Here is a 24,722-nt window from a genome sequence, read left to right as displayed (position 1 = left end):
GCTAGGAGCCGTCCTCGTTTGCGCTGCAGATGATCTGCCACCCGCTGGTGGCCCGCTGGAGCAGGCTGTAGAGCACCTCGCGCTCGTTCGGCTGTAGCGCCTCGAGCACCTCGTCCTCCGCGGTCTCGAGGGCGCACTCCGCCTCGTGGAGGCGAGCCATTCCGGCCTCGGTGAGGAACACGACATGCCGGCGGCGGTCCTCGGGTGACCGTCGCCGCTCCACCAGCTGTGCCGACTCCAGGTCGTTGAGCAGCCCGACCACGTTCGTGCTGTCGATCTGAAGAGTGCTGGCGAGCGCCTGCTGGCTCATTCCGCCGGCATTGCGCAGCACCGTGAGCGCGAGCAGGTGCCGGGGGCGCAGGCCGAGCGGTGTCAGCACCGACTCCGACCGCAGGCGCATCCGCCGAGCCAAATGATCAAGCAGCGGCCCCGTACGGCGTTCCGGCTGGACAGCCGGCAGGTCAGGCATGTGAGCCAGTTTACCGCCGCCCCGTTCGATGGACCTGCTATAAATGATTGGTTCTACATCAATCATCTGTGACTTACGGAGAGTTGGCCCATGGCGCACCTTTTGCACATCGACTCGAGCATCCGCGGGGAGCACTCGATCAGCCGGCGGCTCACGGCCCGCGCCGCCGCGGTCTGGCAGGCCGCCCACCCGGGCGGCACGGTGACCTACCGGGACCTCGGCAAGCAGCCGCTACCCCACCTGGACGAGGCGGGCGGCCTCGCGCGGATGACGCCGTTCGAGCAGCACACTCCCGCGCAGCGTGCGTCCTGGGAGTTGACTGAGCAGCTGGTCAGCGAGGTGCGGCAGGCCACCACCGTGCTGCTGGGCCTTCCGCTCTACAACTACGGGGCGCCGAGCAGCGTGAAGACCTGGGTGGACCATCTCATCGCACCCGGCATCGCGTACGACCCGGCGAGCATGGCCGGCCTGCTCGGTGGGCGCGAGTTCATCGTGCTGACCAGTCGCGGCGGCGGATACGGCCCGGGTACCCCGCGCGAAGGCTGGGACCACGCCGAGCCCTGGTTGCCGCACGGCATCTCGCAGACCGGCCTGGAACCGCGCTTCATCGCCGCCGAGCTGACGCTCGCGCCGGTGGTGCCGGCGATGGCCGAGCTCGTCCCGCTGCACGAGCAGAGCCTCGCGGCGGCCGAGCGCGCCATCGACGAACTGTGGGTGCCGGTCAGCGCGGCCGCCTGAACCGGTTGTCCGCCACCCGTCGCTGTGGGACGGCCGCACCAGGCGAAGCGGCCGTCCCACGCCCGTCGGCTCCGGGCACGCCCACCAGTTCCGTACCCTGCTGAGCTGCCCCGTGCGGGCGTGTCGACGTCGAGGACCACTGGCGGTACGTCCACGATCGACGGCATCGAGCGACCAGCTCGCGCGCACGTCCCAGCGGATCGACTCATCACGATCCGGCAAACGGTTGGGCAGAACCGGCTGTCCGGCGCTTTCTCCTCGGCCTGCGGCTTGCTACCTTGTGGCGGCTTGGAACTGCCGGTGGGGAAGCCGTCGACTTGGTCGGTACGGCGTCAGTGGCGCAGGCACGACGGGGGACTTCAAAACTTCGCGCACGGGGCTCAGCCCCGATCGTCGTCATCCCGTCTTGCCGGACGCACCCTCGTGCGGCCCGTTCCAAGTTCCTCGTTAGTCGAACGACGGGATACAAATCAGTGGCTGAACTGTCAGCAAGACGACGCTGGTCGGCCGGCATCATGGCGGGCCTCGCCCTCGCGGCTGCGGCGGCCGTCGCCCCCACCACCGCGGCCCAGGCCGCCCCCGCCGCCCCCGCCGGGCATGGCGTGACGAACGCGACGGGCTCGCAGAACGACCGGCTGAGCAAGCTGCCGAACCTGCACAAGGGGAAGATCGCGCTTCCCGAGCCGGGCGCCAAGGGCCCCCGGTTCCAGTCCGGCACGGGTGCCGCGCCGAAGATCTACCAGGGGACGCTCGCCAGCGCGTCGGAGTTCCCGTACATCGTGGGCATCGTCACCTCGATCCAGTGGGAGGGCCAGTTCTACTGGTACTGGTGCACCGGCTCGATCATCGCCCCGAACAAGGTGTTGACGGCCGCGCACTGCACCGCCGACGGACCGGGCACCACCCGGGTCATCGCCGGTAACGACCGGATCCTCGACGAGAACGGCAACATCCTCAACACCAGCGGGTACGTCGCCGAGGTCGCCTCGACCTGGACGCACCCGAACTGGAACATCGCCCAGCAGTACGCCGACCCGTACGCGCCGATCCTCGACGACGTCTCGGTGCTCACCCTGAAGCAGAACCTGCCCAGCGACTACACCCCCGTTTCGCTGAGCGCGCAGGGCGACCAGACCCCCTACACGGCGGGCACCGCGGCCACCATCGCCGGCTACGGCGCGACCTACGACGGCGAGGTGAACTCCGACAGCCGGCTGCGCAAGGCGACCGTCAACATGCGGTCGAACGCCGACTGCAGCCTGGTGCCGGAGCTGTACTACCCGGACCGGATGATCTGCGCCGGTTCCGGTACTCCCGGTGCGCCGAGCAGCGACACCTGCCCCGGTGACTCGGGCGGCCCGCTGCTGGTGGGCGGCGTGCAGGTCGGCATCACCGACTGGGGCTTCATCCCCTGCGGCGACTACCCCGGCTACTACGAGCGGCTGAGCTACTACCACGACGCCATCCAGGCGGACCTGACCCGTCCGGCGCTGGTCAACGCGGACTGGACGGGCGACGGGCACACCGACCTGATCGCCCGGGACACCGCGGGCAACCTCAAGCTGTACTACGGCAGCGGCTTCTCCAACGACGGTGCCGGTGGCTTCTACTTCAGCAAGCAGCTCAATGCCGGCTGGGGCGGGTTCACCCGAGTGTTCCGCGTCTACAACTGGAACGGCGACAAGCGGCCGTCCATCATGGCCATGAAGTCCAACGGTGACCTGTTCATCTACGACACCGACGGCAAGGGCAACTTCGCCGGCGGCGCCCGGAAGATCGGCAGCGGCTGGGCGGGCTTCACCGCGCTCATGGTGACGAACAACTGGATGGGCAACAACCGGCCGAGCCTGCTGGTCCGCAAGTCCAACGGCGACCTGGTCCGCTACACCAGCAACGGTGCGGGCGGCTGGGAGAACCCGTCGGGCACCCGGATCGGCACCGGCTGGAACGGGTTCAACCTGTTCATCACGCCGGGCGCCTGGAAGGGCGACGGCCTTGAGGTGATCATCGGTCGGACCTCGACCGGCTACCTCAAGATGTACCAGTCCGACGGCAAGGGCGGTTGGACCAACCCCTCCGGCACCGTCATCGGCAGCGGTTGGGCCAACTACAAGAACATCCTGGTTCCGGGCGACTGGAGCGGCGACAACATGATGGACCTGCTGGGCATCAACAGCAGCAACCAGATGCGTCTCTACACCACCAACGGCCACGGCGACTGGATCGACGCCAGCGGCAAGGTGATCTCCAGCGGCTGGGGCAGCTTCAACCTGGTCTTCTGATTCAGGGGTAACCGCACCGCCAACGACGAAGGGCCCGCAACCGATCGGTTGCGGGCCCCTTCGTCGTTGGGACGGTCAGAGGATCGTCCAGGTGTCCCCGCTGCTCAGCAGGCCGGCGAGTTGCTGCTCGGGAGTCTCGGTGACCTCCGCCCGGGCGGCGTCGAGCTGGGTACGCACCACGTTGTCGTAGGACGGCCGCTGGACCGCGCGGAACACCCCGATCGGGGTGTTGCGCAGGTCCAGGCCGGGCAGCCGGGACAGCGCGAAGGCGTACGCCGGGTCGGTGACGTTCGCGTCGTGCACGACGATCTCCTCGGGCCTGGTCGTCGCGGTCTCCCGCACCTCCAGGCCGAAGCCGCCCGGCGGGTGTACGACACAGAACTGCCCGTCCTTGCCGAACGTGATCGGCTGTCCGTGCTCCAGCCGGATCAGGTAGTCGTCGCGGGTCTCGTGCTCCTTGAGCTGGTCGAACGCGCCGTCGTTGAAGATGTTGCAGTTCTGGTAGATCTCCACGAAGGCCGAACCTTCGTGTTCGGCGGCGGCGCGCAGCACCGACTGGAGGTGTTTGCGGTCGGAGTCGATGGTGCGGGCCACGAAGGTGGCCTCCGCGCCGAGGGCGAGGGAGAGCGGGTTGAACGGTGCGTCCGCCGAGCCGACCGGGGTCGACTTGGTGATCTTCCCGACCTCGGAGGTGGGGGAGTACTGGCCCTTGGTGAGCCCGTAGATCCGGTTGTTGAACAGCAGGATCTTGAGGTTGACGTTCCGCCGCAGCGCGTGGATCAGGTGGTTACCACCGATCGAGAGGGCGTCGCCGTCGCCGGTGACCACCCACACCGACAGATCCGGCCGGGTGGCCGACAGACCCGTGGCGATCGCCGGGGCGCGACCGTGGATCGAGTGCATCCCGTAGGTGTTCATGTAGTACGGGAAGCGGGACGAGCAACCGATGCCGGAGATGAAGACGATCCGCTCTCGCGGGATGTTCAGCTCCGGCATGAAGCCCTGAACAGCCGCCAGGATCGCGTAGTCGCCGCAACCCGGGCACCAGCGCACCTCCTGGTCGGACTTGAAGTCCTTGGCGGTGAGCTTGAGGGCGATGGGCTCAGACATTCTTGAGGACCTCTTCCAGCATCGTCTCCAGCTCGGCGGCGGTGAAGGGCAGGCCGCGGACCTGGTTGTAGCCGATCGCGTCGACCAGGTACCTCGCGCGGATCACGTGCGCCAGCTGGCCGAGGTTCATCTCGGGGATGACCACGCGGTCGTACGAACGGAGCACCGCACCGAGGTTGGCCGGCATCGGGGCGAGGTGACGCAGGTGCGCCTGCGCCACGGAGAGGCCGCGCTGGCGCAGGCCCCGGCAGGCCGCGCCGATCGGCCCGTACGTGGAGCCCCAGCCGAGCACCAGCACCCGCGCGTCGCCGTCGGGGTCCTCGACCTCGACGTCCGGCACCGGGATCGTCTCGATCCGGGCGGCCCGGGTACGGACCATGAAGTCGTGGTTCGCCGGGTCGTACGAGATGTCGCCGGTCTTGTCGGCCTTCTCCAGCCCGCCGATCCGGTGCTCCAGGCCCGGGGTGCCGGGGATGGCCCACGGGCGGGCCAGCGTCTCCGGGTCGCGCAGGTACGGCAGGAAGGTGGTGCCGTCCTCGCCGTTGGGGGCGGACGCGAACTCCACCCGCAGGTCGGGCAGGGAGTCGACGTCGGGCAGCAGCCACGGCTCGGAGCCGTTGGCGACGTAGTTGTCCGACAGCAGGATCACCGGGGTGCGGTAGGTGAGGGCGATCCGGGCCGCCTCCAGGGCCGCGTAGAAGCAGTCCGCGGGGGACTTCGGTGCGATCACCGCGACCGGTGCCTCGCCGTGGCGGCCGTAGAGCGCCAGGTTGAGGTCGGCCTGCTCGGTCTTCGTCGGCATACCGGTCGACGGCCCGGCCCGCTGCACGTCGACGATGACCAGCGGCAGTTCCAGTGCCACCGCGAGGGAGATCGTCTCGCTCTTGAGTGCGACGCCGGGACCGCTGGTGGTGGTGATGCCGAGCGCGCCCCCGTAGGACGCGCCCAGTGCCGCGCCGACCGCGGCGATCTCGTCCTCGGCCTGCATGGTGAGCACGCCGAACTTCTTGTGCTTGCTCAGCTCGTGCAGGATGTCCGACGCCGGGGTGATCGGGTAGGCGCCGAGGAAGACCGGCAGGCCGGAGCGGACGCCGGCGGCGACCAGGCCCAGCGAGAGCGCCGCGTTGCCAGTGATGTTGCGGTAGGTGCCGGGTGGCATCTGCGCCGGCTTCACCTCGTAGCGGACCGCGAAGTCCTCGGTCGTCTCGCCGAAGTTCCAACCGGCCCGGAAGGCGGCCACGTTCGCCGCCACCAGCTCCGGCCGGCGCGCGAACTTGCGCTCCAGGAACCGCAGCGTCGACTCGTACGGGCGGGAGTACATCCAGGAGAGCAGGCCGAGGGCGAACATGTTCTTGGCCCGCTCGGCGTCCTTCTTGGACACGTCCTGGTCGGCGAGCGCGCCGATCGTCATCGAGGTGAGCGCCACCGGGTGCACCGCGTAGCCGGCGAGCGTGTCGTCCTCGAGCGGGCTGACCTGGTAGCCGACCTTGGCCAGGTTGCGCTTGGTGAACTCGTCGGTGTTGACGATGATGTCCGCGCCGCGAGGCAGGTCGACCAGGTTGGCCTTGAGCGCGGCCGGGTTCATGGCCACCAGCACGTTCGGCGCGTCGCCGGGGGTGAGGATGTCGTAGTCGGCGAAGTGCACCTGGAAGCTCGACACGCCCGGCAGGGTGCCGGCGGGCGCCCGGATCTCCGCGGGGAAGTTGGGCAGGGTGGAGATGTCGTTGCCGAGCTGGGCCGTCTCGGAGGTGAACCGGTCGCCGGTCAGCTGCATGCCGTCGCCGGAGTCGCCGGCGAACCGGATGACCACCCGGTCCAGTTGACGGATCTGCTTGCTCACGCCTGCACCTCGCTTCGCTGCGCGCGGTGGCGGCTCGAGCTGCTGGTGACCCCGCCTTGCCCGGCCACGCGACCTCCCTTACGCACCCTGCACCGCGCCGGCCGTGGCTGGCCCGGCCCGCATGTGGTTTCTCACCTGAGAGCCTACGTCGGACGGCCCCGTCACCTTCCCCGGAGGCTCATCGACTGGGACCGGAATGGGGGGTGAAATTCACCACTTCGTGGCGTTTCGTATCTCCCGCCGTAATGGAGATCACGATCGGCCGATGTCTCGGGCTCGTGGATCAAACTTTCGCGTCGTGCCCGTCCGGCACCACCGGGCGGGTGAGCCGTCGGCGCATCGCCGCGCCGGCCAGCCAGAGCGCCAGGACGATGAGCAGCGTCGAGACCACGACGAGGACCATCGCGATACGCCGTTCCGAGGAGCCGCCCGCCTCGTCCGGCAGTCTTCCGCCGGCGCCCAGGACACCTTGCGAGCCCGTCGGCGTGGGCGCGGCCACCAGGGTGGCAAGCGCGACCGCGGCGCTGATCCGGAAGCTCATCTGCACCTGCCGGGCAGGGCTGCGGGCCGGCACGAGCCGGGCGACCACCGCGCCCGCCAGCGGTGCGTTCCGCTGGGCGGCCGGCGTGGCCTCGACCGGCAGTCGGAGGCTCACGTGGCCTCCGGCCCGGATCGCGCCCACGTCGCAGCGAGTCCGGGACGGGTCCAGCGGTACGCAACCGGCGGGTGGCGCCGGCACGCTGACTCCGGCGGGCAGGAGCACGTCGATCCGGCCCGTGGCGTCCGCCGTGCCGGTGTTGGTTAGCCGCACGGCGAGTTCAGTGGCGGTTCCGCTGATGTCGAAGGTGACCTCGTCGGCCTCGAGCGCGATGCCGGCCGCCGGGGGCCCTGGCGGGAAGAGCACCGCGAACCCCTCGTCGTCGCCGGCCGATCCCGGCACTGCGGGGGCGCTGGCGGTGACCGCGACCGAGCCGCCCAACGGCATGCGCCGCCACGCGTCGCCGGCGACGCGGAGGCGGATCAGGCTGCTGAACCGGGCGCCCGCGGGCGCCGTCCACTCGCCGCAGCGGTACGCGCCGCCGCCGGTCGCCGCGCAGCCGGCCGTACCGGCGTCCGTCAATCCGGTGGGCAGCCGGTACGACAGGGCGACCCGAGCGGTCGTGCTCCCCGTGTTGGCGACGGTGACCCGCAACGTGGTGACCGTGCTGCTCGCGTTCCAGTACGCGGGGGTCAGGGTGACGTCTCCGGTGCTGACCCGTACCCCGAGCGGGTGCGGTGCCGGGACGCTGTGCGGCGCCGACGGCTGGACCGGGGGCCTCGACGGCCTGGTGGGCGTCCCGGTGGGCGGCGCGGCGGTGGTGGGCCCCGCCGGTCCCGGCGTGCCGGTGGTCGGCGGCGGGTCACTCGTCGGTGGCGCGCCGGTCTCCTGCGGCGGATCGATGGTCGGTGGTGCGGTAGTCGGACCCGGGTCGGTACCGGTCGGCTCCGCCGTCGGCGTCTCGCCGCCCTGCTCGTCGGGGTCGGTGAGCACAGCAACCGGGCTGGCCGTCGGGTCACCGGGCGCGGCCGGGCCCGGCATCACGGCGAGGGCGGTGAGCACGCAGAGCGTGACGGTCACCCCGAGCGCAGGCACGGCACGCCGACGGCGTGCTCGCCCGGCCGGTACGTCCACGCTGGCCATCTGCCCTCCGATGACAACGGATCAGGGGTCCCATCGTCGGTACCGTTGCCGCACGGCACCAGTCCCATCCGGAAACAAATTCGTAACGTGTCCGGAAATGGTCAACCGGCCGGGCGGTAGGCTGCCGATCGTGGACGGTTACCTGGGCTCGTACGCGACGCTCGGGCTCCTGCTGCTCGTCAGCGTCCTCTTCTTCGTGGTGGCGTTCACCGCCAACCGGGTGCTGCGTCCGGGCCGCCCCGCCGAGCCGCCCGGCAAGCGGGCGAGCTACGAGTGCGGGCTCGATCCGGTCGGCGGCGACTGGGCGCAGATGCAGATCCGCTACTACGTGTACGCGTACCTGTACGTGCTTTTCGCGGTCGAGGCGGTGTTCCTCTTTCCCTGGGCCGTGGTCTTCGACCGGCCCGGGTTCGGCCTGGTCACGGTCGTCGAGATGGCGATCTTCGTGGCTGTGCTGGCGCTCGGCATCCTCTACGCCTGGCGTCGCAACATCCTGCGCTGGACGTGAGGCGGCGGGAGCCGGACCGGCCTCCGGACCGATCCGGCTCGCCCTGCCCGCCGCGGACCGGCTGCCCGACCCGGAAGGCGGCGGTGCGGTCGGCGGCTCGCCTCGACCAACCCCACGGCCAGCGCCGGCAAGCGCTCAGGCCAGGCCGCGCCGGGTCGCCGCCGGCGGGCGATCTCCACGGATCGAGGCGACCATGTCGAGCACCCGGCGCGTGGCGCGCACCTGGTGGGCCCGGAACACCCGGGCGCCCAGCCAGGCGGAGACGACGGTCGCGGCGAGCGTGCCCTCCAGCCGCTCGGCGACCGGCAGGTCCAGCGTCTCCCCGACGAAGTCCTTGTTGGAGAGCGCGACCAGTAGCGGCCAGCCGGTGGCGGTCAGCTCGTCCAGCCGCCGGGTGATCTCCAGCGAGTGCCGGGTGTTCTTGCCGAAATCGTGCGCCGGGTCGATGAGGATCCCGTCGGGACGTACGCCCAGCCCGACCGCGCGTTCGGCGAGCCCGGTCACCGTGGTGACCACGTCGGCCACGACGTCGTCGAAGGCGGCCCGGTGCGGGCGGGTCCGGGGTGCCAGCCCGCCGGCGTGCGAGCAGACGAGCCCGGCACCGGTCTCCGCGGCGACCCGGGCCAGCGCGGGGTCGGCGCCGGACCAGGTGTCGTTGAGCAGGTCGGCGCCGGCGGCTACCGCTTCCACGGCGACCTCCGCACGCCACGTGTCGATGGAGATCACCACGTCCGGGAAGGCGGCGCGGACGGCGGCGATGGTGCCGACCGTACGCCGGATCTCCTCGGTGACGTCGACCTCGGCGCCCGGGCCGGCCTTCACCCCGCCGATGTCGATGATCTCGGCACCCTCGGTCACCGCGCGCTCCACCGCCCGCAGCGCGCTGTCCGCCTCGAACGTCGCCCCCCGGTCGAAGAACGAGTCCGGCGTGCGGTTGACGATCGCCATCACCACCAGCTCACCGGGGGCGAACGTCCGCCCACCGAGCCGCAGCTCCCCGGCCATTGCCGCCTCCCTCACCGAAGCCCTGCGGGCGTTCCCCGCATCGGCCGGTCCCGACGCTAACCCGTCCGCCGGCGCACCGTTCGAACGGTCCGTCGGCCCGGCGTCGGTGGCGGGCTCGCTCCGGTCGGTTCGGCATGCCACGATCTGTGCATGGGTCAGGTTCTGCTCATGCTGGTCGTGGCGTTGACCGTCGCGGCGGTGGTGTTCGGGGTGACAGCGCTGGTCACCGGTCGTGATCCTGGCCTGGTGCCGGCCGAACCGGACGGGCGCGCCGTGCCGCTGCCGGGTGACCGGCCGTTGCGGGAGACGGACGTCGAGGAGATCCGGTTCGACACCGTGCTGCGTGGGTACCAGATGGCTCAGGTCGATCGGGCGTTGCGCCGCGCCGCCTACGACATCGGCTACAAGTCCGAGCTGATCGGTGTGCTGGAAGCGGAGGTAGCCGCGTTGCGGGAGGGGCGGACGGCGGACGCGGAGACCCTGCGGCGGGCCCGCGAGCAGGCGGGTGCCGCTGCGTCGGCGTCCACCGGGGTCGCCGCCGTGCCCGGCACGACACCCGGAAACGACCGGACGTTCGAGGCGGCGGCCGGGCAGCCCGAGGTGGCGGTCACCGGGGTCGAGCCCTTCGTCACCGCCGGTGGCACCGCGGCCGGTGGAACCACCTTCATCGGTTCCACCGACTCTCCGGCCGACCCGGACGACGCCGGAGCCGGCCGGAGCAAGCCGGCTGACGGCTCCGGTGGGCACGGCCCGGTGGTGCGCTCGGAGCCGGTGTGACCGCAGAACAGGGCGGGGACGACCTGCCCGAGGCGGCCCGGCCGGGCGCCGGCGAGGTGACCGCGACGGTCATCGTCGACGCCCCGGCAGAACGGGTCTTCGCCGCGTTGCTGGCCTGGGAGCGCCAGTCCGACTGGATCCCGTTCACCCGGGTACGGGTGGTCGAGGGTGACGGCCGTGAGGGCAGTCTCGTCGAGGCGCTGACCGCGCTCGGCCCGACCGAGCTCCGGGACGAGATGCGGGTGGTCCGGGTCGACGAGCCCTACGAGATCGGGGTGGTGCACTGCGGCCCGCTGCTGCGTGGCCCTGGCGTGCTGCGCTGCACCCCGTTGGCCCGGGACCGGACGCAGGTCGTCTGGCACGAGTGGTTCCACCTGCCCGGCGGCACCGCCGGTCGGGTCGCCTGGCCGGTGATCTGGCCCGGCTCCAAGCTCGGGCTGACCCGGGCGCTGCGACGCTTCGGTCGTCTCGTGGAGCAGGGCCGCCTACCGTGACCGGCGTGGCGGCGTGGCCGGGGAACGGTCGCCGCCCCACCCCTACCGGTCGGTGATCCGCCCCCGCGGGAAGCCCGGCGACGATGGGCGATGAGCTGTCGGTGCTGTGGCCTAGCGTGTGCAGACGTGACTGACCTGGTGATCGGTGCCGACGGGCTACCGCGTTGCGCCTGGGGGGCGAGCACCCCCGACTACGCCGCCTACCACGACACGGAGTGGGGGCAGCCGCTGCACGGCGACGACGCGCTCTACGAACGGATGACGCTGGAGGCGTTCCAGTCCGGGCTGTCCTGGCTGACCATCCTGCGCAAGCGCCCCGCCTTCCGGTTGGCCTTCGACGAGTTCCGCATCCCGACCGTGGCGGAATACGGCGAGGCCGACGTGACCCGGCTGCTGGCCGACACCGGGATCGTCCGCAACCGAGCCAAGATCGAGGCCGCCATCGCCAACGCGCGGTCGGCCGCGGAGCTGCCCGAGGGGCTCTCCGCGCTGCTCTGGTCGTTCGCCCCGGCCCCACGGCCGGCCCGCCCGGCCTCCTTCGCCGAGGTACCAGCGATCACACCCGAGTCGACGGCGATGGCCAAGGCGCTCAAGAAACGCGGCTTCCGGTTCGTCGGTCCGACCACGGCCTACGCGCTGATGCAGGCCACCGGGATGGTCGACGACCATCTCGACGGCTGCCACGTCAAACCGACCGGCACGGCGTGATGGGATGGGAGGCATGACGACCGACACCGCGCACCGGCCGGACGGGACGAGCCGGGCGGCGAGCACCGGCGCCTGGGCCGTCCTGCTGCCCGCCGGCCGCTACGACGCCGAACGGCTGGTGCACCACGACACGCTCGAGCTGACCGGCCTGGACGAGACCGTGCGCCCCCGTCCCGGCGACGACGTGGCGGTGCTGATCGACGAGCCGGTGCGGGTGGTGGCCCTCGGCCGCGTCGCGGCGGCCACCGGCCTCCGCGCGGACGACCCGGAAGATCCACAGTCCGACCGCGAGGCGGCCCTGGTGGTGACGTACACCCGGCGGGCCTTCGACGAGCCGCTGCCGGCCGGTCAGCTCGCCCTCGATGGACCGGTCACCCCGCTCGACCCGGCGATCCACCGGGCGCTGGCCGAGCGGTTCGGTCCGCCGCCACCCCGACGCACCTGGCTGGTCAGCCTCGACCTGCCGATCGAGGCCGACTCGCCCGCCGAGGCGGTACGCCTCTTCTGGTCGTACGTGCAGGAGCTGGGCCCGCGCGAGCTGCCCGCCTTCGTGTCGCCCGCCGGCGACGAGCTCGCCATGCAGGCGTTCGTGCTCGGTGCCGAGGCCAACCAGGATCCGGAGGAGGACGACTGAGCCGGCCCGGAGCGGCCTCGCGAGCGTGACCCGGCTGCCGCGCGCGAGGCCGACCGCTCAGCGTCCCTCGAAGACCGGCCGTTGCTTGGCGACGAAGGCCATGGTGGCCGCCCGGTGGTCCGTGGTGGCACCGCAGATGCTCTGCGCCTGAGCCTCGGCCGCGAGCGCGTCGGCGAGGGTGCCGGCGTCGGCGATGGAGAGCTGCCGCTTGATCGCCCCGTACGCGACCGTCGGCCCGGCAGCCAGCCGCGCGGCCAGTTCCTGCGCGGCCGGAAGCACCTGCTCGTCGTCGTCGACCATGCGGTTCAGCAGGCCGAGCCGGCACGCCTCCTCGGCGCGTACGGGCTCGGCGAGCATCAGCAGCTCGACCGCCTTGGCGTGGCCGACCAGCCGGGGCAGCGTCCACGACGCGCCGGTGTCGGCGGCCAGCCCGACCTTCGCGAACGCCATCAGGAAGCTGGTGCTCGGTCCACCGATGCGGATGTCGGCCAGGAAGGCCAGCGATGCGCCGGCCCCGGCGGCCATCCCGCGCACCGCCGCCACCACCGGCTTCGGCAGGTTGGCCAGCCGGGCGGCGATCGGGTTGTAGTGCGCCCCGACGGTGGACAGCGGGTCCGCGCTGGTGGATTCCAGCGTCGCCACGTGCTCGCGCAGGTCCTGCCCGGCGCTGAACGAGCCACCCGCCCCGGCGAGCACCACGGCCCGGCAGCTGCGGTCGGTCTCCAGTTCGGCCAGGACGTCCCGGAGGGCCTCCTTCAACGCCACGTCGAACGCGTTCATCGCCTTCGGGCGGTTCAGCGTCAGCGTGACGACGGCGTCGGTCCGGTCGACGAGCAGGGGCTCAGTCACTTTGTCTAACGACCCTTCTGTCGGGCGATGCGGTTGCCGGCGTCGAGGCACCTCTCGACGTACCGGTCGGCGGCCGGCCGCAGCCGGGCCGCGTGCCGGTCGAAGAAGCTGGCGGCTGCGGTGCCGGGCCAGCGTTCGGGAAGCAGCGCGGGCGGCAGCTGCGGGTCCCGGAACAGGAAGGTACGCCACGCGTGCACCAGCCGGAACCGGGCGGCGTACGCCTCCTCGTCTCCGCTGCGTGCGTTCACCTTCGCGATCAGGGGTTGCTGCTCGGTCACGAACCGCTCGTACGCCTGCCCGATCTCGTTGAGGTTCCAGGCGCGGCGTACGACGGCCATCGCACCCGGGGTGCCGGCCGCGTGCGCAGCGGTGAACCGCTCGTACCGCACCCCCGCCTCGTTGAGCAGCACGTCGACGTCCTCGCCTGGGCGGGTGGCCACCCAGGTGCACTCGTTGAGCGTCCCGTAGCCGAGGAAGGTGAGGTTCGCGGCGAGCCGTTGGCGTTCCCGGCGCGAGTTCGGCGCCTCCAGCACGATGAGGTCGAACCGGCCGTCCCAGCCGATCCGGCCCGTCCGATAGATCCGGGCGGCCGCCTCGTCGAGCCGCCGCGCCGCTTTGGGCGTGATCGAATATCCCGGCCCCGAGGCCAGTTTGAGCGGGTCGAGCCAGCCCTGACGGACCATCCGGGAGACGGCGGTGCGCACGGCCGGCGGGGCGATGCCCAGCGGGGCGAGCAGCTTGACCAGGGCGGCCACCGGCGCCCGGCCGCCCCTCGCCCGGAGGTGGTCGCCGTACAGGTCGAAGAGTGCCGACCGTGCCTGCATGACCGCACATTGTGACAGGCCTTCTCAAGATAAGCTAGATGCTGTTACATCAATACTGCTTCGGTTTGGGTCCGGCGGTGTTCATCAGGGAAAATCGTTGGTCGACGCCCCCGCGAAGGCTGCGGGTGGTCGTGATGAAGTGGCTGTGGGGCAACCCACCGACCCTGGTGTAGGTCTGAGGGGAGACAACATGGCGGCGATGAAGCCGCGGACGGGCGACGGTCCGCTGGAAGTCACCAAGGAGGGCCGGGGCATCGTCATGCGAGTCCCGCTGGAGGGCGGTGGCCGGCTCGTCGTCGAGATGACTCCCGACGAGGCCAATGCGCTCGGTGACGCACTGAAGGCGGCCGCCGGCTGATCGAGGAACGGTCTGGGCGGCGGCAGCCGTCCCGGCGGTTCGTCATACCCTGAGCCACCGGCCCCGGCCGGTGGCTCAGGGCTTCACCGGTGCGGAACGTCCCGCACCGAGACTTTCCTGGAGGTACGGTTCCGCGTGCTCGCCATCCGTCTGTTCGCCGAGCCCGACCGGCTCGACACACTCGTCCTGCCCGTCCGAGCGGCCGGAGAGGCGGAGGGCGGCGACGCCCCGGCCATCCCGGTCCTGACCGCGGCCACGCTCCCCGAGGGAGTCGCCGAAGAGGCCGGCGCACTGGTGCCGGCCGCGCGACTCACCGGTCGGGCCGGCGAGACCCGGACCCACCTCCGTCCGGGGCGCAGCCCCGGCGTGCTGGTCCTGGCCGGGGTGGGCGACGGGGACGAGGCGGGCTGGCGGCGGGCCGGCGCCGCGATCGCCCGGGCGGTCGCCGACGAGAAGCACGCCACGGTCGCGCTGCCGGCCGACGCCTCCCCGGAGGCCGTTCGAGGGCTCTACGAGGGGCTGCTGCTGGCCTCCTACCGGTTCCGGCTGACCGACGCCGGTGAGGCGCCCGCGCTGGCGCAGGTCGACCTCGTGGTGGCCAACCCGGACGACCACCTGGCGGTGGTCGAGGCGGCCCGCACCACGGCCCGGATGACCCGGTTCGCCCGTGACCTCACGAACACGCCCTCCTCGGTGAAGAATCCGCAGTGGTTCGCCGAGCAGGTGGCCGAGCGGGCCGACGGGACGCCGGACCTGCACCTTCGGGTACGCGGACCGGTCGAGCTGGCCGCCGAGGGCTTCGGCGGCATCCTTGCCGTCGGCGGCGGCTCGGCCAGCACCCCGCGCCTCGTCGAGCTGGACTGGCGCCCGGCCGACGCCCGTACCCACGTGGTGCTGGTCGGCAAGGGCATCACCTTCGACACCGGCGGCATCTCGATCAAGCCGGTGCCGGCGATGAAGCTGATGCGCAAGGACATGGGCGGAGCCGCGGCCGTGGTGGCCGCCACCCTCGGGGCGGCCGCGCTGCGGCTGCCCGTCCGGGTCACCACGCTGGCGCCGCTCGCGGAAAATGCGGTGAGCGGGTCGGCGTTCCGCCCCGGCGACGTCATCCGCCACTACGGCGGGATCACCAGTGAGACCACCAACTCCGACGCCGAGGGACGGCTCGTCCTCGCCGACGCGATCAGCTACGCCGTCCGGGAGCTGAAGCCGGACGTGCTGGTCGACCTGGCCACGCTGACCGGGGCGAACGCGGTGGCGCTGGGCAAGCGGACGGGTGCCCTCTACAGCGAGAACGACGAGCTCGCGGGCAAGTTCCTCGCCGCCGTCGAGGCGGCCGGGGAGCAGGCTTGGCGGATGCCGCTGCCGGCGGACTACGTCGAGTACCTCGGCAGCGAGGTGGCGGACCTGTTCAGCGCGCCGACGCAGGGAGCCGGCTCGGTGCTCGCCGCGCTCTACCTGCGCGAGTTCACCGACGACCTGCGTGACCGCTGGGTGCACGTGGACATGTCGGCGCCGTCCTGGGCCGACTCCGACGACGCGGAGCTGACCAAGGGCGCGACCGGTTGGGGCGTACGTTCGCTGCTGCGCTGGCTGGCGACGCTGAGCTGACCGGCGGGCGGTACCCGGCCCCGGCGGAGCGACGGCCCGCCGGGGCGGGTCAGCACTTGACCGCGGCGAGCAGCCCGTGCCCGGCCGGCAACAGGGCGGGGATCCAGTGCTCCGACTCCCGGATCGCCTTGATCGTCTCCCGGACGGTCACCGTCTCCGCGTCCCGCGCGGCCGGGTCCCCGATCCGACCGCCGGCGAGCACCCCGTTGAGCACGAGGACGCCGCCGGGGCGCAGCAGCCGCAGCGCGGCCTCGACGCAGGCGTGGAATCCGGTCACCTCGGCGTCGACGAAGAGCAGGTCGTACGCGCCGTCCGCCAGCCGCGGCAGCACGTCGAAGGCGCGGCCGGTGATGATCCGGGTACGCCCGGTCGGGAAGCCCGCCTCCGTGAAGATCCGCCGGGCGATCCGTTGATGCTCCACCTCGACGTCGATGGTGGTGAGTACGCCGTCCGCGCGCATCCCGCGCAGCAGCCAGACCCCGCTGACCCCGGTGCCGGTGCCGATCTCCACCACCGCGCGGGCGTTGCCGGCGGCGGCGAGCAGGCGCAGTGCCGCGCCCGCGCCGGGGGTCACCGCGTCGAGGCCCACCTCGCGGGCCAGGCTGCGGGCGGTGCGGAGCACGAGATCCTCGGTGACGTACGACTCGGCGAACTGCAGGGCCGGGTTCGAACTGCCGGAACCGGCGACCGTGGCGATGGGGCACCTCCGGGCGGCGAAGTGGTGCAAGGGGTGGGTTCGCGGCTATGAGCCTAGAGGCGGCCCTCCGCGCGCGCAGCCGCGCGTCCCGCCCGCGCGATCACGCTGACAACCGCTGACCCCATCCCGGACATCCGTGCAATCCTGGAAGCGGTGTCCCGTCAGCCGCGGCCCGGACGCGCTTGTCGTGGTCGTGAGACGCGGGGCCCGGGGGACGGACTGGGAGGCACCGACGTGACCGACGGCTGGGACTGGCGCCGGCCCGGTGATGCTCCGGCACCAGCGGCACCGCCGGAGGTGGGCGGCCAGCCGGCGGCCACGCCGGGGTACCCGGTCGACCGCGAGGCATCGCCCTGGTGGTCCGACGCGCTCACCGACCCGTGGCGGGACCCGGCAGCGCCCGCCGCGGTGGTCGTCCCGTTGCCGAGTCACAGCGGCACGGAGCCGGAGCCGGTCAGCGATCCGGACGCGCCCGGCCGGCCACGGCTCCGCGAGGTCCTCCTCATCCCGCTGGTCACCGCTCTGCTCGCGGGCGCCCTCGGCGGCGCACTCGGTTACGCGCTGGCGGTGCGTGGCGGCGGCGCGGCCGGCACGGTGCTGGGTGCCGACCCGGGTCAGGCGCCCGCGCTCGCCCAGCGTCGACCGGAATCCCTGGCGGCGGTCGCCGAGCGGGTGCTGCCCAGCGTCGTGACCGTGCGGGTGAGCAGTCTCGGCGGTACGAGCGAGGGTTCCGGCTTCATCGCGAGCGCCGACGGGCACGTGATCACCAACGACCACGTGGTGGCCGGCGGCACCGGCCGGGCCTCGGTGATCTTCAACGACGGCACCTCCTCCCCGGCCAAGCTGGTCGGCCAGGACCCGGAGTCGGACATCGCGGTCATGAAGGTGGAGCGTTCCGGCCTGCGGCCGGTGGAGTTCGGTGATTCCGACGCGCTCGCCGTGGGCGATCCGGTGCTGGCCATCGGCTCGCCGCTGTCACTGACCAACACGGTCACCGCCGGCATCGTGAGCGCATTGGACCGGACGATGCAGGCCGGGGAGCCCGGCGGCCCGGTTCGCTACTACGCGGCGATCCAGACCGACGCCGCGGTCAACCACGGCAACTCCGGCGGTCCGCTCGTCGACGCGGCCGGCCGGGTGATCGGGGTGAACTCCACCATCAAGTCGTTGGTCTCGGAGGGGCAGGAGGCCGGCAACATCGGCCTGGCCTTCGCCATCCCGATCAACCAGGCGAAGCGGGTCACCCAGGACATCATCGGCACCGGCAAGGCCCGGCGTACCGTGATCGGCGCCCAGGTCGGTGGGCCGAACGCGGCGGTTCCCGGCGGCGGCGTACGCCTCGAATCGGTCGAGCCGTCCGGTCCGGCCCAGGCGGCGGGGCTCAAGGCCGGTGACGTGGTCCTGCGGCTGAACGGGCGGCCGATGACCGAGCCGAGCGATCTGATCGCACTGGTCCGCAAGTTCGCCCCCGGTTCGGTGGTCACGGTCGAGTACCGCAGGGGATCGAGCAGGCAGAACGCCTCCGTGACGTTGGCTGCGGACGCGAAGTGAACACTGCGTCACCCCCTCCCCGGTCCGCCTCCATCGTGCGTAGTCTTGCTCGTGACGCCGAGAGGGGGCCCGCAGGATGCTCGACAACCTGAACTGGTGGGAGATCGGTGCGCTGCTTCTCCTAGCGCTGCTGATCTTCGGTGACCGGCTGCCCGCGGTCATCAGCGACGGGCTGCGGATGCTGCGTAACCTGCGCAGCATGGCCCGCAACGCCACCAGCGACCTGAGCAAGGAACTCGGTACCGACATCCAGCTCGAGGATCTGCACCCGAAGGCGTTCATCCGCAAGCACCTGCTCAGCGAGGAGGACGAGCAGGCGATCCGGAAGCCGCTGCAGGGCGTCTACGACAACCTGCGCGCGGACGTGACCGGGGTGCACAACGAGCTGAAGGACGTGGCCAACGCCGCCGACCTGCGGTCGAACGGCCGTACGTCCACGGCCACCAGCGGCACGTCCGCCCCCGCTCAGCGGGCCAGCTACGACGACGCCACCTGACCCCACCCGCTCGCTCCGGCCGGGCCGGCTCGGCCCGGGTTGCCCGGTGCGGCAGCGCCAGGTCTCTGTCAGCACGGTCGGGGATGCCCCGCGGCCACCGCTGCGGGCGGAGGCTGATGGTCGGGGTTCGCGCCCTTTGGAGCTGAGTCGTCCACGCCATCACCGATCACCGGTCGCGCCGTCGTAGGACCGGCACACCGTCGTGGGACCGGTCACGCCGCCGTGGGACCCGTCACGCCGCCGTGGGATGGGACCGATCGCGCCATCGCGGCCGATGCCGCGTGGGGCAGCGACGTGAGGCGCCGTGAATCGGCTACGACATCAGCTCCAAAGGCGCGCACCTGGATACACTCGTCGGCGAGCGAGAGGCACCGAGGCCCCCGGGTTGGCGGGGCAGCGGCCGCCGCCAACGCTGTGGCGGCACACGGCCCGGGGTTGCGCGTGCCGCCCGTGCGGGCGCAGGTGTCAGCGGCCGGCAGGCTTGAGACCGAGCGGCTTGCCCAGCAGCGACTCACGCCGTACGGCGAGCTGGTCGGCCACCTGGCCCAACGCCGTCGCGGCGGGCGACTCCGGCGCGGACAGCACGATCGGGTCGCCCACGTCACCGGCCTCCCGTACCCGGGTGTCGAGCGGGATCTGACCGAGCAGAGGCACCTGGGCGCCGATGGTCCGGCTCAGCGACTCGGCGACGGTCTGCCCGCCACCGGAGCCGAAGACCTCCATCCGGGACCCGTCCGGCAGCTCCAGCCAGGACATGTTCTCGATCACACCGACCACCCGCTGGTGGGTTTGGAGCGCGATCGCGCCGGCCCGCTCCGCGACCTCGGCGGCCGCGGCCTGCGGCGTGGTCACCACGAGGATCTCCGAGTTGGGCAGCAGCTGGGCCAGCGAGATGGCCACGTCGCCGGTGCCCGGCGGCAGGTCGAGCAGGAGCACGTCCAGGTCGCCCCAGTAGACGTCCGCGAGGAACTGCTGCAACGCCCGGTGCAGCATCGGGCCGCGCCACACCACGGCGGCGTTGCCGGCGGTGAACATGCCGATCGAGATGACCTTCACGCCGTGCGCCTGCGGCGGCATGATCATGTCTTCGACCCGGGTCGGGCGGCCGTCCGCGCCCAGCATCCGGGGCACCGAGTGACCGTAGATGTCCGCGTCGACGACGCCGACGGAGAGCCCCCGCGCGGCCAGCGCCGCTGCCAGGTTGACCGTGACGCTGGACTTGCCGACGCCGCCCTTGCCGCTGGCCACCGCGTAGACCCGGGTGCGGGAGCCGGGCTGGGCGAACGGGATCACCGGGTCGGCGCTCGCCGTACCACCGCGCAGCTTCGCCTGCAGCGACTGGCGCTGCTCGGGGCTCATGACGCCGAACTCGATCTCCACACCGGCCACGCCGGGCACCGCGGCGACCGCGGCGGTGATGTCCGCGCGCAGCTTGTCCCTCAGCGGGCAGCCGGCGACGGTGAGCAGCAGCTCGACCCGTACCACGCCGTCCGGGCCGATCAGCGCGGACCGGACCATGTCCAGCTCGGTGATGGGCCGACGGATCTCCGGGTCGTTGACCGTGGCCAGAGCGGCCTGGATCGCGTCCTCGACGGTGCTGGCGGGTGCTGACATGCCCGCAATGCTACGTCGAGAGGTATCCGCTACCGCGCTGCCGGGGGGCGGTGTGAGCGAATCGATGGGTCTCGGCGGCCACCCGACGGGGGCTGGACGACCACCCGGCGAAGTGGGACCATCGAGACGGAACGCCGCTCGCCTGGCCCCTTGAGGCGCGCGGCGTTCAAGCGTCCGGAGCGCGTACGCGCCGAGGCGGCAGCGCCTCGCAGCCGGTCAGCCGTTCGGGTTGCGCCGCGTCGACGAGTCCCCGTAGCCGTCCCGGGTGAAGTCGGCGTCCAGCTCGTCCCGGGGTTCCTCCAGCCCTTCGTTGCCCGTCGCGCGGGCCTTCCCCTGCTGCCGCTGTCCGAGTCGTTGCCGGCGCTGGTTCGCCTCGTCGAGTTCCTCGGCCAGCCGGGCCAGTTCGGTGCGGACGAAGTCCCGGGTGGCCACCTCGCCCAGGGCGATCCGCAGCGCGGCGATCTCCCGGGCCAGGTACTCGGTGTCCGCCTTCTGCGCGGTCGCCCGCCGCCGGTCCTCCTCCAGCGCCACCCGGTCCCGGTCCGCCTGCCGGTTCTGCGCCAGCAGGATGAGCGGCGCTGCGTAACTGGCCTGCAGGGACAGCACCAGCGTGAGGAACGTGAAGGTGTACGGGTCGAAGCGGATGCTGGGCGGGGCCAGCGTGTTCCAGCCGAACCAGATCCCGATCACCAACGTCATGTAGACGATGAAGTTGGCGGTGCCCATGCTCCGGGCGATCCCCTCCGACCAGCGTCCGAACGCCTCCGGGTCGAAGCGGGGCAGCTTGACGCCTCGGGGCTCGCGTGGCTGGTCGAGCCGGCCCGCCCGCTGCCGCTCAGCCATCCGCGCCGTCCGGCGCCGTGACCGGGGACGGGGCGGCGATCGCGTCCCGATCCCGCCAGTCGCGCGGGAGCGAGTGGTCCAGCACGTCGTCGACCGTCACCGCGCCGACGAGCCGGTTGTTCTGGTCGATGACCGGCATGGCGACCAGGTCGTACGTGGCCATTCGGCGGGTTATCTCCGGCAGCGGGGTGGCCGGTTGCAGCGGGTCGATGTCGTTGACCACGACCCCGCCGAGCAGGTCGGCCGGCGGCTCGCGGAGCAGCCGCTGGAAGTGCACCATGCCCAGATAGCGCCCGGTGGGCGTGGTCATCGGGGCGCGGGCCACGAAGACCTGCGCCGCCACCGCGGGGGAGAGCTGGGGCTCCCGGATTCGCGCCAGCGCCTCGGCCACGGTGGCGTCCGGCGGCATGATGACCGGCTCGGAGGTCATCACGCTTCCCGCGGTGCCCGGGCTGTACTTGAGCAGCTGCCGCACCGGGTCGGCCTCGTCCGGCTGCATCAGGTCGAGCAGCACGTCCTGCTCGGGTGGGGGCAGCTCGTTGAGCAGGTCGGCGGCGTCGTCCGGATCCATCTCCTCCAGCACGTCGGCGGCCCGCTCCCGGTCCAGCGCCGCGAGGATCTCCACCTGGTCCCGTTCGGGCAACTCGCTGAGCACATCGGCCAGCCGCTCGTCGTCGAGCGCGGCGGCCACCTCGTTGCGCCGCGCGTCCGGCAGGTCCTGCAGCACGTTCGCCAGGTCGGCCGGGCGCATGTCCTCGAGCACGGCGAGCAGGTTCGCCGTACCCCGGGCGTCGGCGATCCCGGTCAGCCCCCGTACCCGTTCCCACTCGACCTGGTGCAGGTGGCCGCGGCGGGCGAGCCGCCCGGTCTGCTCGCGTACGGCCACCCGGGTGAGGTTCCACTCGCCGCCCCGGCTGCATTCCATCGCCACGTCGACCACCGCGCCGGACTGGCCGCCCGGGTCCAGCTGCACCCGCCGGTCCAGCAGTTCCTGGAGCACCAGCAGTTCGTTCGGGCGCTTCTCGAAGCGGCGCAGGTTGAGCGTGCCGGTGCCGAGTACGACGGCTTCCGCGTCGATCGAGGTGATCCGGTTGATGGAGAGGAAGATCCGCCGGCGCATCGGCATCTCGGCCACCAGGCCCACGATCTCCGGTCGCTGGGTGGGCCGGAGTCGGGCGACTGCGTCGCGGACGCGGCCGACCAGGTCACCGTTCGGATCGAAGACGGCAACTCCGGCGAGCCGGGCGAGGTAGACGCGGGTCGGGGATGTCACGGCCACCAGCCTAAGCGCCTAGGGTTTACCAACATGTCGACCTTGTCCTACGAGATCGTGGACGTCTTCACCGACCGCCCGTTCGCCGGAAACCCGCTGGCGGTGGTGTTCGGTGCCGAGGCCCTGGCCACCGAGCAGATGCAGGCACTCGCACTGGAGTTCAACCTCTCCGAGACGGTGTTCGTGCTGCCCCCCACCCAGGCCGGCGCCACCTACCGGGCTCGCATCTTCACCCCGACGGACGAACTGCCGTTCGCCGGCCATCCGAGTGTCGGTGCCGCCGTGGTGGCCGCCCGACGGGGCGTGTTCGGCGTCGGCCAGGTCGCACAGGAGTGCACGGCCGGCATCATGCCGATCCAGGTCACCGAGACGGGGGCGACGTTGACCGGCGGCGTACCGACCCTGGGGCCCGAACTGGACCCGGAGCCGCTGCTGGCGATCGCGGGTCTCACCGCGGCCGACCACGCCGGCCCGGCACCCCGGGTCGCCGGCTGCGGGCTGGAGTTCCCGTACCTGCCGGTCCGCCCCGACGCGGTGGCCCGCGCCCGGGTCGACTCGGCGGCGGCGCAGCGGCTCGGTGTGGACCATGTCTGCGTGTTCTCCTGGGACCCGTCGACCGAAACGGCGCACAGCCGGGTCTTCGTGCCCGGTATGGGGGTTCCGGAGGACCCGGCGACCGGGTCGGCGGCGCTGGGCCTCGGCGTGTGGTTGGTGGCCAGCGGTCTCCTGCCCGGCGACGGCCGCTCCAGCTACACCGTCCGGCAGGGCATCGAGATCAACCGCCCGTCGTCGCTCGCCTGCACGGTCACCGCGGCGAACGGTGCCGCAGTGGGAACCACGGTGGCGGGCCAGGTCGTCCCGGTGGCCCGGGGCGAGATCATGGTGCCGCCGTTCGTCGGCTGAACGCTGCGTAGGGGAACGCGGACCCGGGTCGGACAACGGAGGAGAACGCTGTGACGGACGAGGACGGGCGGCACAGCACGCCCCTGGTCGACGAGGCGATCAAGAAGGCCGCGGTGGTCTGGGTGAGCGTGTCCGGCGGCCCGGCGCGGACGCTCTGGTGCGCCCCGTTGGAGGGCGCGCTGCTCGTGATCAGCGGTCCCGGCGAGCAGACGGCGCCGGGGCTGGCCGAGGCGACCGGGGCGCACGTCACCATGCGTGGCGACCACGGCGGGCGGATCGTGACCTGGCCGGCCCGGGTCGATCGGGTGCTGCCGGGCACCGAGGAGTGGGAGACCGTCGCGCCGCTGGTCGCGGCGAAACGGCTGAACGCCCCCGGGTCCGCCACCGACCTGATGCAGCGCTGGGCGGACGAGGGCTGTGCGCTGACCCGGCTCACGCCGGCCGGCGACCCGGTCTCCGGCGCGGCTCTGCCAACCGGCTCGCTCGCCGAACCGCCCCGGGAAACCCCGGCCGCGCGGGCGACCCGTCGGCCGTTCCGGCTGCACCGGGTCCGCCGCCGCTGACCGCCGCAGGACCGTCAGGCGGGCGGCCGGCCGGCGGTGATCGGGGCGTACCGTTCCGTCGCCGGCCCGATCTGGTCGCCGCCGGCGTCGACCAGATCGAGCACCTCGCTCAGCGAACCGAGCACCGGGCCGCGCCAGTCGAGATCGGCGTTGAACACCATGTGTTCGGCGAGGTCCGGCGCGGCCAGCCGGGCCGCGGTCAACCCGGCCCGCTCCGCGCCGGTGAGCTCCTGGCTACCACCGTCGCCGACGAAGAGACACTCTCGCGGGGCCAGCCCGAGCCGCCGGCACGCCGCGAGGTAGAGCTCCGGATCCGGCTTGCAGCGCCCCACCTGTACCGAGAAGATCCGCACGTCGAGCAGTGGGGCGATGGCCAGGTCCGGCAGGAAGGCCGGCAGCTCGTGGGTGCAGTCGCTGATGAGGCCGGTGCGCAGTCCACGCTGGCGCAGCCCAGCCAGCGTCGGCACCGCGTCGGGCCGGAGCCGGGTGTCGGCGCGTACCGCCAGGTGCCGGGACGCCACGGCCGCGCGGACCGCGCCGTCCGACGGGTGTACGCCGGCCTGCGCGCAGACCCAGCGCAGGGTCGCCTCGGCATTGCCGAACCGGCCGCTGGCCCGTTGGTAGAACGTCCGGTCCAACACCGCCGTGAACGTGTCGGTGGGGCAGCCGAGCAGTTCTGCGGTGCCGTGGTGGCCTGCGCCACGCTGAACGGACCGGGTCAGCGTGCCGAAGAAGTCGAAGAGCACCGCCTGGAACCTGGGCATGGGGGAGCGCCTCCGGGCGTGAGGGGGTCGCCGGCGCGGACCGCGTGATCGTAACGGAGTGCTGACGGTAAGTGTCGGTCCGGGTCGTGTGAGGATTGCTCCCCGTGTCCCCAGCTCAGCACCGCCCGCC

The 24,722-nt window shown here is 72.2% G+C and carries 25 protein-coding genes; 13 read left to right on the top strand and 12 right to left on the bottom strand.

What is annotated here, in order from left to right:
- Position 1: 1 nt before the first annotated feature.
- Positions 2 to 469 (bottom strand): MarR family winged helix-turn-helix transcriptional regulator, encoded by a 468-nt coding sequence (locus tag BXA10_RS13395; protein ID WP_076470658.1) that lies wholly within the window; start codon positions 467 to 469, stop codon positions 2 to 4.
- A gap of 90 nt (positions 470 to 559) precedes the next feature.
- Between BXA10_RS13395 and BXA10_RS13390 the strand changes: the two genes are divergently transcribed.
- On the top strand, positions 560 to 1,207 hold the full coding sequence (locus tag BXA10_RS13390) for an FMN-dependent NADH-azoreductase (protein ID WP_076470657.1): 648 nt from the start codon (positions 560 to 562) through the stop codon (positions 1,205 to 1,207).
- A gap of 473 nt (positions 1,208 to 1,680) precedes the next feature.
- On the top strand, positions 1,681 to 3,489 hold the full coding sequence (locus BXA10_RS31480) for a trypsin-like serine protease (protein WP_175649200.1): 1,809 nt from the start codon (positions 1,681 to 1,683) through the stop codon (positions 3,487 to 3,489).
- A gap of 75 nt (positions 3,490 to 3,564) precedes the next feature.
- Here the strand turns inward: BXA10_RS31480 and BXA10_RS13380 are convergent, their stop codons facing one another.
- The 3 genes from BXA10_RS13380 to BXA10_RS13370 form a co-directional block, all read right to left on the bottom strand.
- The gene (locus tag BXA10_RS13380) at positions 3,565 to 4,599 is read right to left on the bottom strand and encodes a 2-oxoacid:ferredoxin oxidoreductase subunit beta (protein ID WP_076470655.1); all 1,035 of its coding nucleotides are present in this window, start codon (positions 4,597 to 4,599) and stop codon (positions 3,565 to 3,567) included.
- Positions 4,592 to 6,439, bottom strand: a complete 1,848-nt coding sequence (locus tag BXA10_RS13375; protein WP_076470654.1) for a 2-oxoacid:acceptor oxidoreductase subunit alpha — start codon at positions 6,437 to 6,439, stop codon at positions 4,592 to 4,594. The genes BXA10_RS13380 and BXA10_RS13375 overlap by 8 nt, the downstream gene beginning before the upstream one ends.
- Positions 6,440 to 6,722: 283 nt before the next feature.
- Positions 6,723 to 8,120, bottom strand: coding sequence for a hypothetical protein (locus BXA10_RS13370; RefSeq protein ID WP_076470653.1), 1,398 nt, complete (start codon positions 8,118 to 8,120; stop codon positions 6,723 to 6,725).
- A gap of 130 nt (positions 8,121 to 8,250) precedes the next feature.
- Between BXA10_RS13370 and ndhC the strand changes: the two genes are divergently transcribed.
- Positions 8,251 to 8,628, top strand: coding sequence for an NADH-quinone oxidoreductase subunit A (ndhC, locus tag BXA10_RS13365; RefSeq protein WP_076470837.1), 378 nt, complete (start codon positions 8,251 to 8,253; stop codon positions 8,626 to 8,628).
- Positions 8,629 to 8,763: 135 nt separating this feature from the next.
- Here ndhC and folP read toward each other — a convergent pair whose 3' ends face one another.
- A complete protein-coding gene (folP, locus tag BXA10_RS13360; protein ID WP_076470652.1) occupies positions 8,764 to 9,633 on the bottom strand; it encodes a dihydropteroate synthase in 870 nt (289 codons plus the stop codon).
- 150 nt (positions 9,634 to 9,783) lie between these two features.
- Here folP and BXA10_RS13355 point away from each other — a divergent pair, with 150 nt between their 5' ends.
- The 4 genes from BXA10_RS13355 to BXA10_RS13340 all read left to right on the top strand — a co-directional run bounded on the left by BXA10_RS13355 (position 9,784) and on the right by BXA10_RS13340 (position 12,246).
- A complete protein-coding gene (locus BXA10_RS13355) occupies positions 9,784 to 10,410 on the top strand; it encodes a DivIVA domain-containing protein (protein WP_076470651.1) in 627 nt (208 codons plus the stop codon).
- Positions 10,407 to 10,904: an SRPBCC family protein gene (locus BXA10_RS13350; protein ID WP_076470650.1), complete on the top strand. Its 498-nt coding sequence runs from the start codon at positions 10,407 to 10,409 to the stop codon at positions 10,902 to 10,904. Before BXA10_RS13355 ends, BXA10_RS13350 begins: the two co-directional genes overlap by 4 nt.
- Positions 10,905 to 11,030: 126 nt before the next feature.
- A complete protein-coding gene (locus BXA10_RS13345) occupies positions 11,031 to 11,612 on the top strand; it encodes a DNA-3-methyladenine glycosylase I (RefSeq protein WP_245828235.1) in 582 nt (193 codons plus the stop codon).
- Between the two features lie 13 nt (positions 11,613 to 11,625).
- Positions 11,626 to 12,246, top strand: coding sequence for a hypothetical protein (locus tag BXA10_RS13340; protein WP_076470648.1), 621 nt, complete (start codon positions 11,626 to 11,628; stop codon positions 12,244 to 12,246).
- 57 nt (positions 12,247 to 12,303) lie between these two features.
- Here the strand turns inward: BXA10_RS13340 and BXA10_RS13335 are convergent, their stop codons facing one another.
- Together BXA10_RS13335 and BXA10_RS13330 are read right to left on the bottom strand one after the other, a co-directional pair.
- Positions 12,304 to 13,095, bottom strand: a complete 792-nt coding sequence (locus BXA10_RS13335) for an enoyl-CoA hydratase-related protein (RefSeq protein ID WP_076470647.1) — start codon at positions 13,093 to 13,095, stop codon at positions 12,304 to 12,306.
- Between the two features lie 5 nt (positions 13,096 to 13,100).
- Positions 13,101 to 13,919, bottom strand: coding sequence for a PaaX family transcriptional regulator (locus tag BXA10_RS13330; protein WP_076470646.1), 819 nt, complete (start codon positions 13,917 to 13,919; stop codon positions 13,101 to 13,103).
- Between the two features lie 190 nt (positions 13,920 to 14,109).
- On the opposite strand from BXA10_RS13330, the gene BXA10_RS13325 reads away from it, so the two are divergent.
- Both BXA10_RS13325 and BXA10_RS13320 read left to right on the top strand, forming a co-directional pair.
- Positions 14,110 to 14,277 (top strand): DUF3117 domain-containing protein, encoded by a 168-nt coding sequence (locus BXA10_RS13325; RefSeq protein WP_007455245.1) that lies wholly within the window; start codon positions 14,110 to 14,112, stop codon positions 14,275 to 14,277.
- A gap of 135 nt (positions 14,278 to 14,412) precedes the next feature.
- Positions 14,413 to 15,888: a leucyl aminopeptidase family protein gene (locus tag BXA10_RS13320; protein ID WP_076470645.1), complete on the top strand. Its 1,476-nt coding sequence runs from the start codon at positions 14,413 to 14,415 to the stop codon at positions 15,886 to 15,888.
- A 49-nt stretch (positions 15,889 to 15,937) separates the two neighbouring features.
- Here BXA10_RS13320 and BXA10_RS13315 read toward each other — a convergent pair whose 3' ends face one another.
- Positions 15,938 to 16,546 carry an O-methyltransferase gene (locus BXA10_RS13315; protein ID WP_175649209.1) on the bottom strand — a complete coding sequence of 203 codons (609 nt, stop codon included), beginning with the start codon at positions 16,544 to 16,546 and terminating at the stop codon, positions 15,938 to 15,940.
- A gap of 273 nt (positions 16,547 to 16,819) precedes the next feature.
- Between BXA10_RS13315 and BXA10_RS13310 the strand changes: the two genes are divergently transcribed.
- Together BXA10_RS13310 and BXA10_RS13305 are read left to right on the top strand one after the other, a co-directional pair.
- On the top strand, positions 16,820 to 18,136 hold the full coding sequence (locus BXA10_RS13310) for a S1C family serine protease (protein ID WP_076470644.1): 1,317 nt from the start codon (positions 16,820 to 16,822) through the stop codon (positions 18,134 to 18,136).
- Positions 18,137 to 18,212: 76 nt separating this feature from the next.
- Entirely contained in the window at positions 18,213 to 18,632 is a 420-nt protein-coding gene (locus BXA10_RS13305; protein ID WP_076470643.1) for a twin-arginine translocase TatA/TatE family subunit, read from the top strand.
- A gap of 465 nt (positions 18,633 to 19,097) precedes the next feature.
- Here the strand turns inward: BXA10_RS13305 and BXA10_RS13300 are convergent, their stop codons facing one another.
- The 3 genes from BXA10_RS13300 to BXA10_RS13290 form a co-directional block, all read right to left on the bottom strand.
- Positions 19,098 to 20,246, bottom strand: coding sequence for an Mrp/NBP35 family ATP-binding protein (locus BXA10_RS13300; protein ID WP_076470642.1), 1,149 nt, complete (start codon positions 20,244 to 20,246; stop codon positions 19,098 to 19,100).
- A 216-nt stretch (positions 20,247 to 20,462) separates the two neighbouring features.
- On the bottom strand, positions 20,463 to 21,089 hold the full coding sequence (locus tag BXA10_RS13295; protein ID WP_076470641.1) for a DUF1003 domain-containing protein: 627 nt from the start codon (positions 21,087 to 21,089) through the stop codon (positions 20,463 to 20,465).
- A complete protein-coding gene (locus tag BXA10_RS13290) occupies positions 21,082 to 22,362 on the bottom strand; it encodes a magnesium transporter MgtE N-terminal domain-containing protein (RefSeq protein WP_076470835.1) in 1,281 nt (426 codons plus the stop codon). The genes BXA10_RS13295 and BXA10_RS13290 overlap by 8 nt, the downstream gene beginning before the upstream one ends.
- A gap of 33 nt (positions 22,363 to 22,395) precedes the next feature.
- Here BXA10_RS13290 and BXA10_RS13285 point away from each other — a divergent pair, with 33 nt between their 5' ends.
- Positions 22,396 to 23,265, top strand: coding sequence for a PhzF family phenazine biosynthesis protein (locus BXA10_RS13285; protein ID WP_076470640.1), 870 nt, complete (start codon positions 22,396 to 22,398; stop codon positions 23,263 to 23,265).
- 50 nt (positions 23,266 to 23,315) lie between these two features.
- Positions 23,316 to 23,828: a hypothetical protein gene (locus BXA10_RS13280; RefSeq protein ID WP_076470639.1), complete on the top strand. Its 513-nt coding sequence runs from the start codon at positions 23,316 to 23,318 to the stop codon at positions 23,826 to 23,828.
- Between the two features lie 14 nt (positions 23,829 to 23,842).
- On the opposite strand, the gene BXA10_RS13275 is transcribed toward BXA10_RS13280, so the two are convergent.
- Complete coding sequence (locus BXA10_RS13275; RefSeq protein ID WP_084752699.1) at positions 23,843 to 24,592, bottom strand: HAD family hydrolase; 750 nt, start codon at positions 24,590 to 24,592, stop codon at positions 23,843 to 23,845.
- Positions 24,593 to 24,722: the final 130 nt, after the last annotated feature.

This window comes from Micromonospora avicenniae (assembly GCF_900156065.1).
Classification (GTDB): domain Bacteria; phylum Actinomycetota; class Actinomycetes; order Mycobacteriales; family Micromonosporaceae; genus Micromonospora; species Micromonospora avicenniae.
This window is presented reverse-complemented; position numbering and strand designations above follow the sequence as displayed.

Excerpts from the sequence above, each read along its gene's own strand:
- BXA10_RS13395 (WP_076470658.1), bottom strand. The coding sequence starts at position 469 with ATGCCTGACCTGCCGGCTGTCCAGCCGGAACGCCGTACGGGGCCGCTG.
- BXA10_RS13390 (WP_076470657.1), top strand. The coding sequence starts at position 560 with ATGGCGCACCTTTTGCACATCGACTCGAGCATCCGCGGGGAGCACTCG.
- BXA10_RS13380 (WP_076470655.1), bottom strand. The coding sequence starts at position 4,599 with ATGTCTGAGCCCATCGCCCTCAAGCTCACCGCCAAGGACTTCAAGTCC.
- BXA10_RS13370 (WP_076470653.1), bottom strand. The coding sequence starts at position 8,120 with ATGGCCAGCGTGGACGTACCGGCCGGGCGAGCACGCCGTCGGCGTGCC.
- folP (WP_076470652.1), bottom strand. The coding sequence starts at position 9,633 with ATGGCCGGGGAGCTGCGGCTCGGTGGGCGGACGTTCGCCCCCGGTGAG.
- BXA10_RS13355 (WP_076470651.1), top strand. The coding sequence starts at position 9,784 with ATGGGTCAGGTTCTGCTCATGCTGGTCGTGGCGTTGACCGTCGCGGCG.
- BXA10_RS13340 (WP_076470648.1), top strand. The coding sequence starts at position 11,626 with ATGACGACCGACACCGCGCACCGGCCGGACGGGACGAGCCGGGCGGCG.
- BXA10_RS13330 (WP_076470646.1), bottom strand. The coding sequence starts at position 13,919 with ATGCAGGCACGGTCGGCACTCTTCGACCTGTACGGCGACCACCTCCGG.
- BXA10_RS13325 (WP_007455245.1), top strand. The coding sequence starts at position 14,110 with ATGGCGGCGATGAAGCCGCGGACGGGCGACGGTCCGCTGGAAGTCACC.
- BXA10_RS13305 (WP_076470643.1), top strand. The coding sequence starts at position 18,213 with ATGCTCGACAACCTGAACTGGTGGGAGATCGGTGCGCTGCTTCTCCTA.
- BXA10_RS13300 (WP_076470642.1), bottom strand. The coding sequence starts at position 20,246 with ATGTCAGCACCCGCCAGCACCGTCGAGGACGCGATCCAGGCCGCTCTG.
- BXA10_RS13295 (WP_076470641.1), bottom strand. The coding sequence starts at position 21,089 with ATGGCTGAGCGGCAGCGGGCGGGCCGGCTCGACCAGCCACGCGAGCCC.
- BXA10_RS13285 (WP_076470640.1), top strand. The coding sequence starts at position 22,396 with ATGTCGACCTTGTCCTACGAGATCGTGGACGTCTTCACCGACCGCCCG.
- BXA10_RS13275 (WP_084752699.1), bottom strand. The coding sequence starts at position 24,592 with ATGCCCAGGTTCCAGGCGGTGCTCTTCGACTTCTTCGGCACGCTGACC.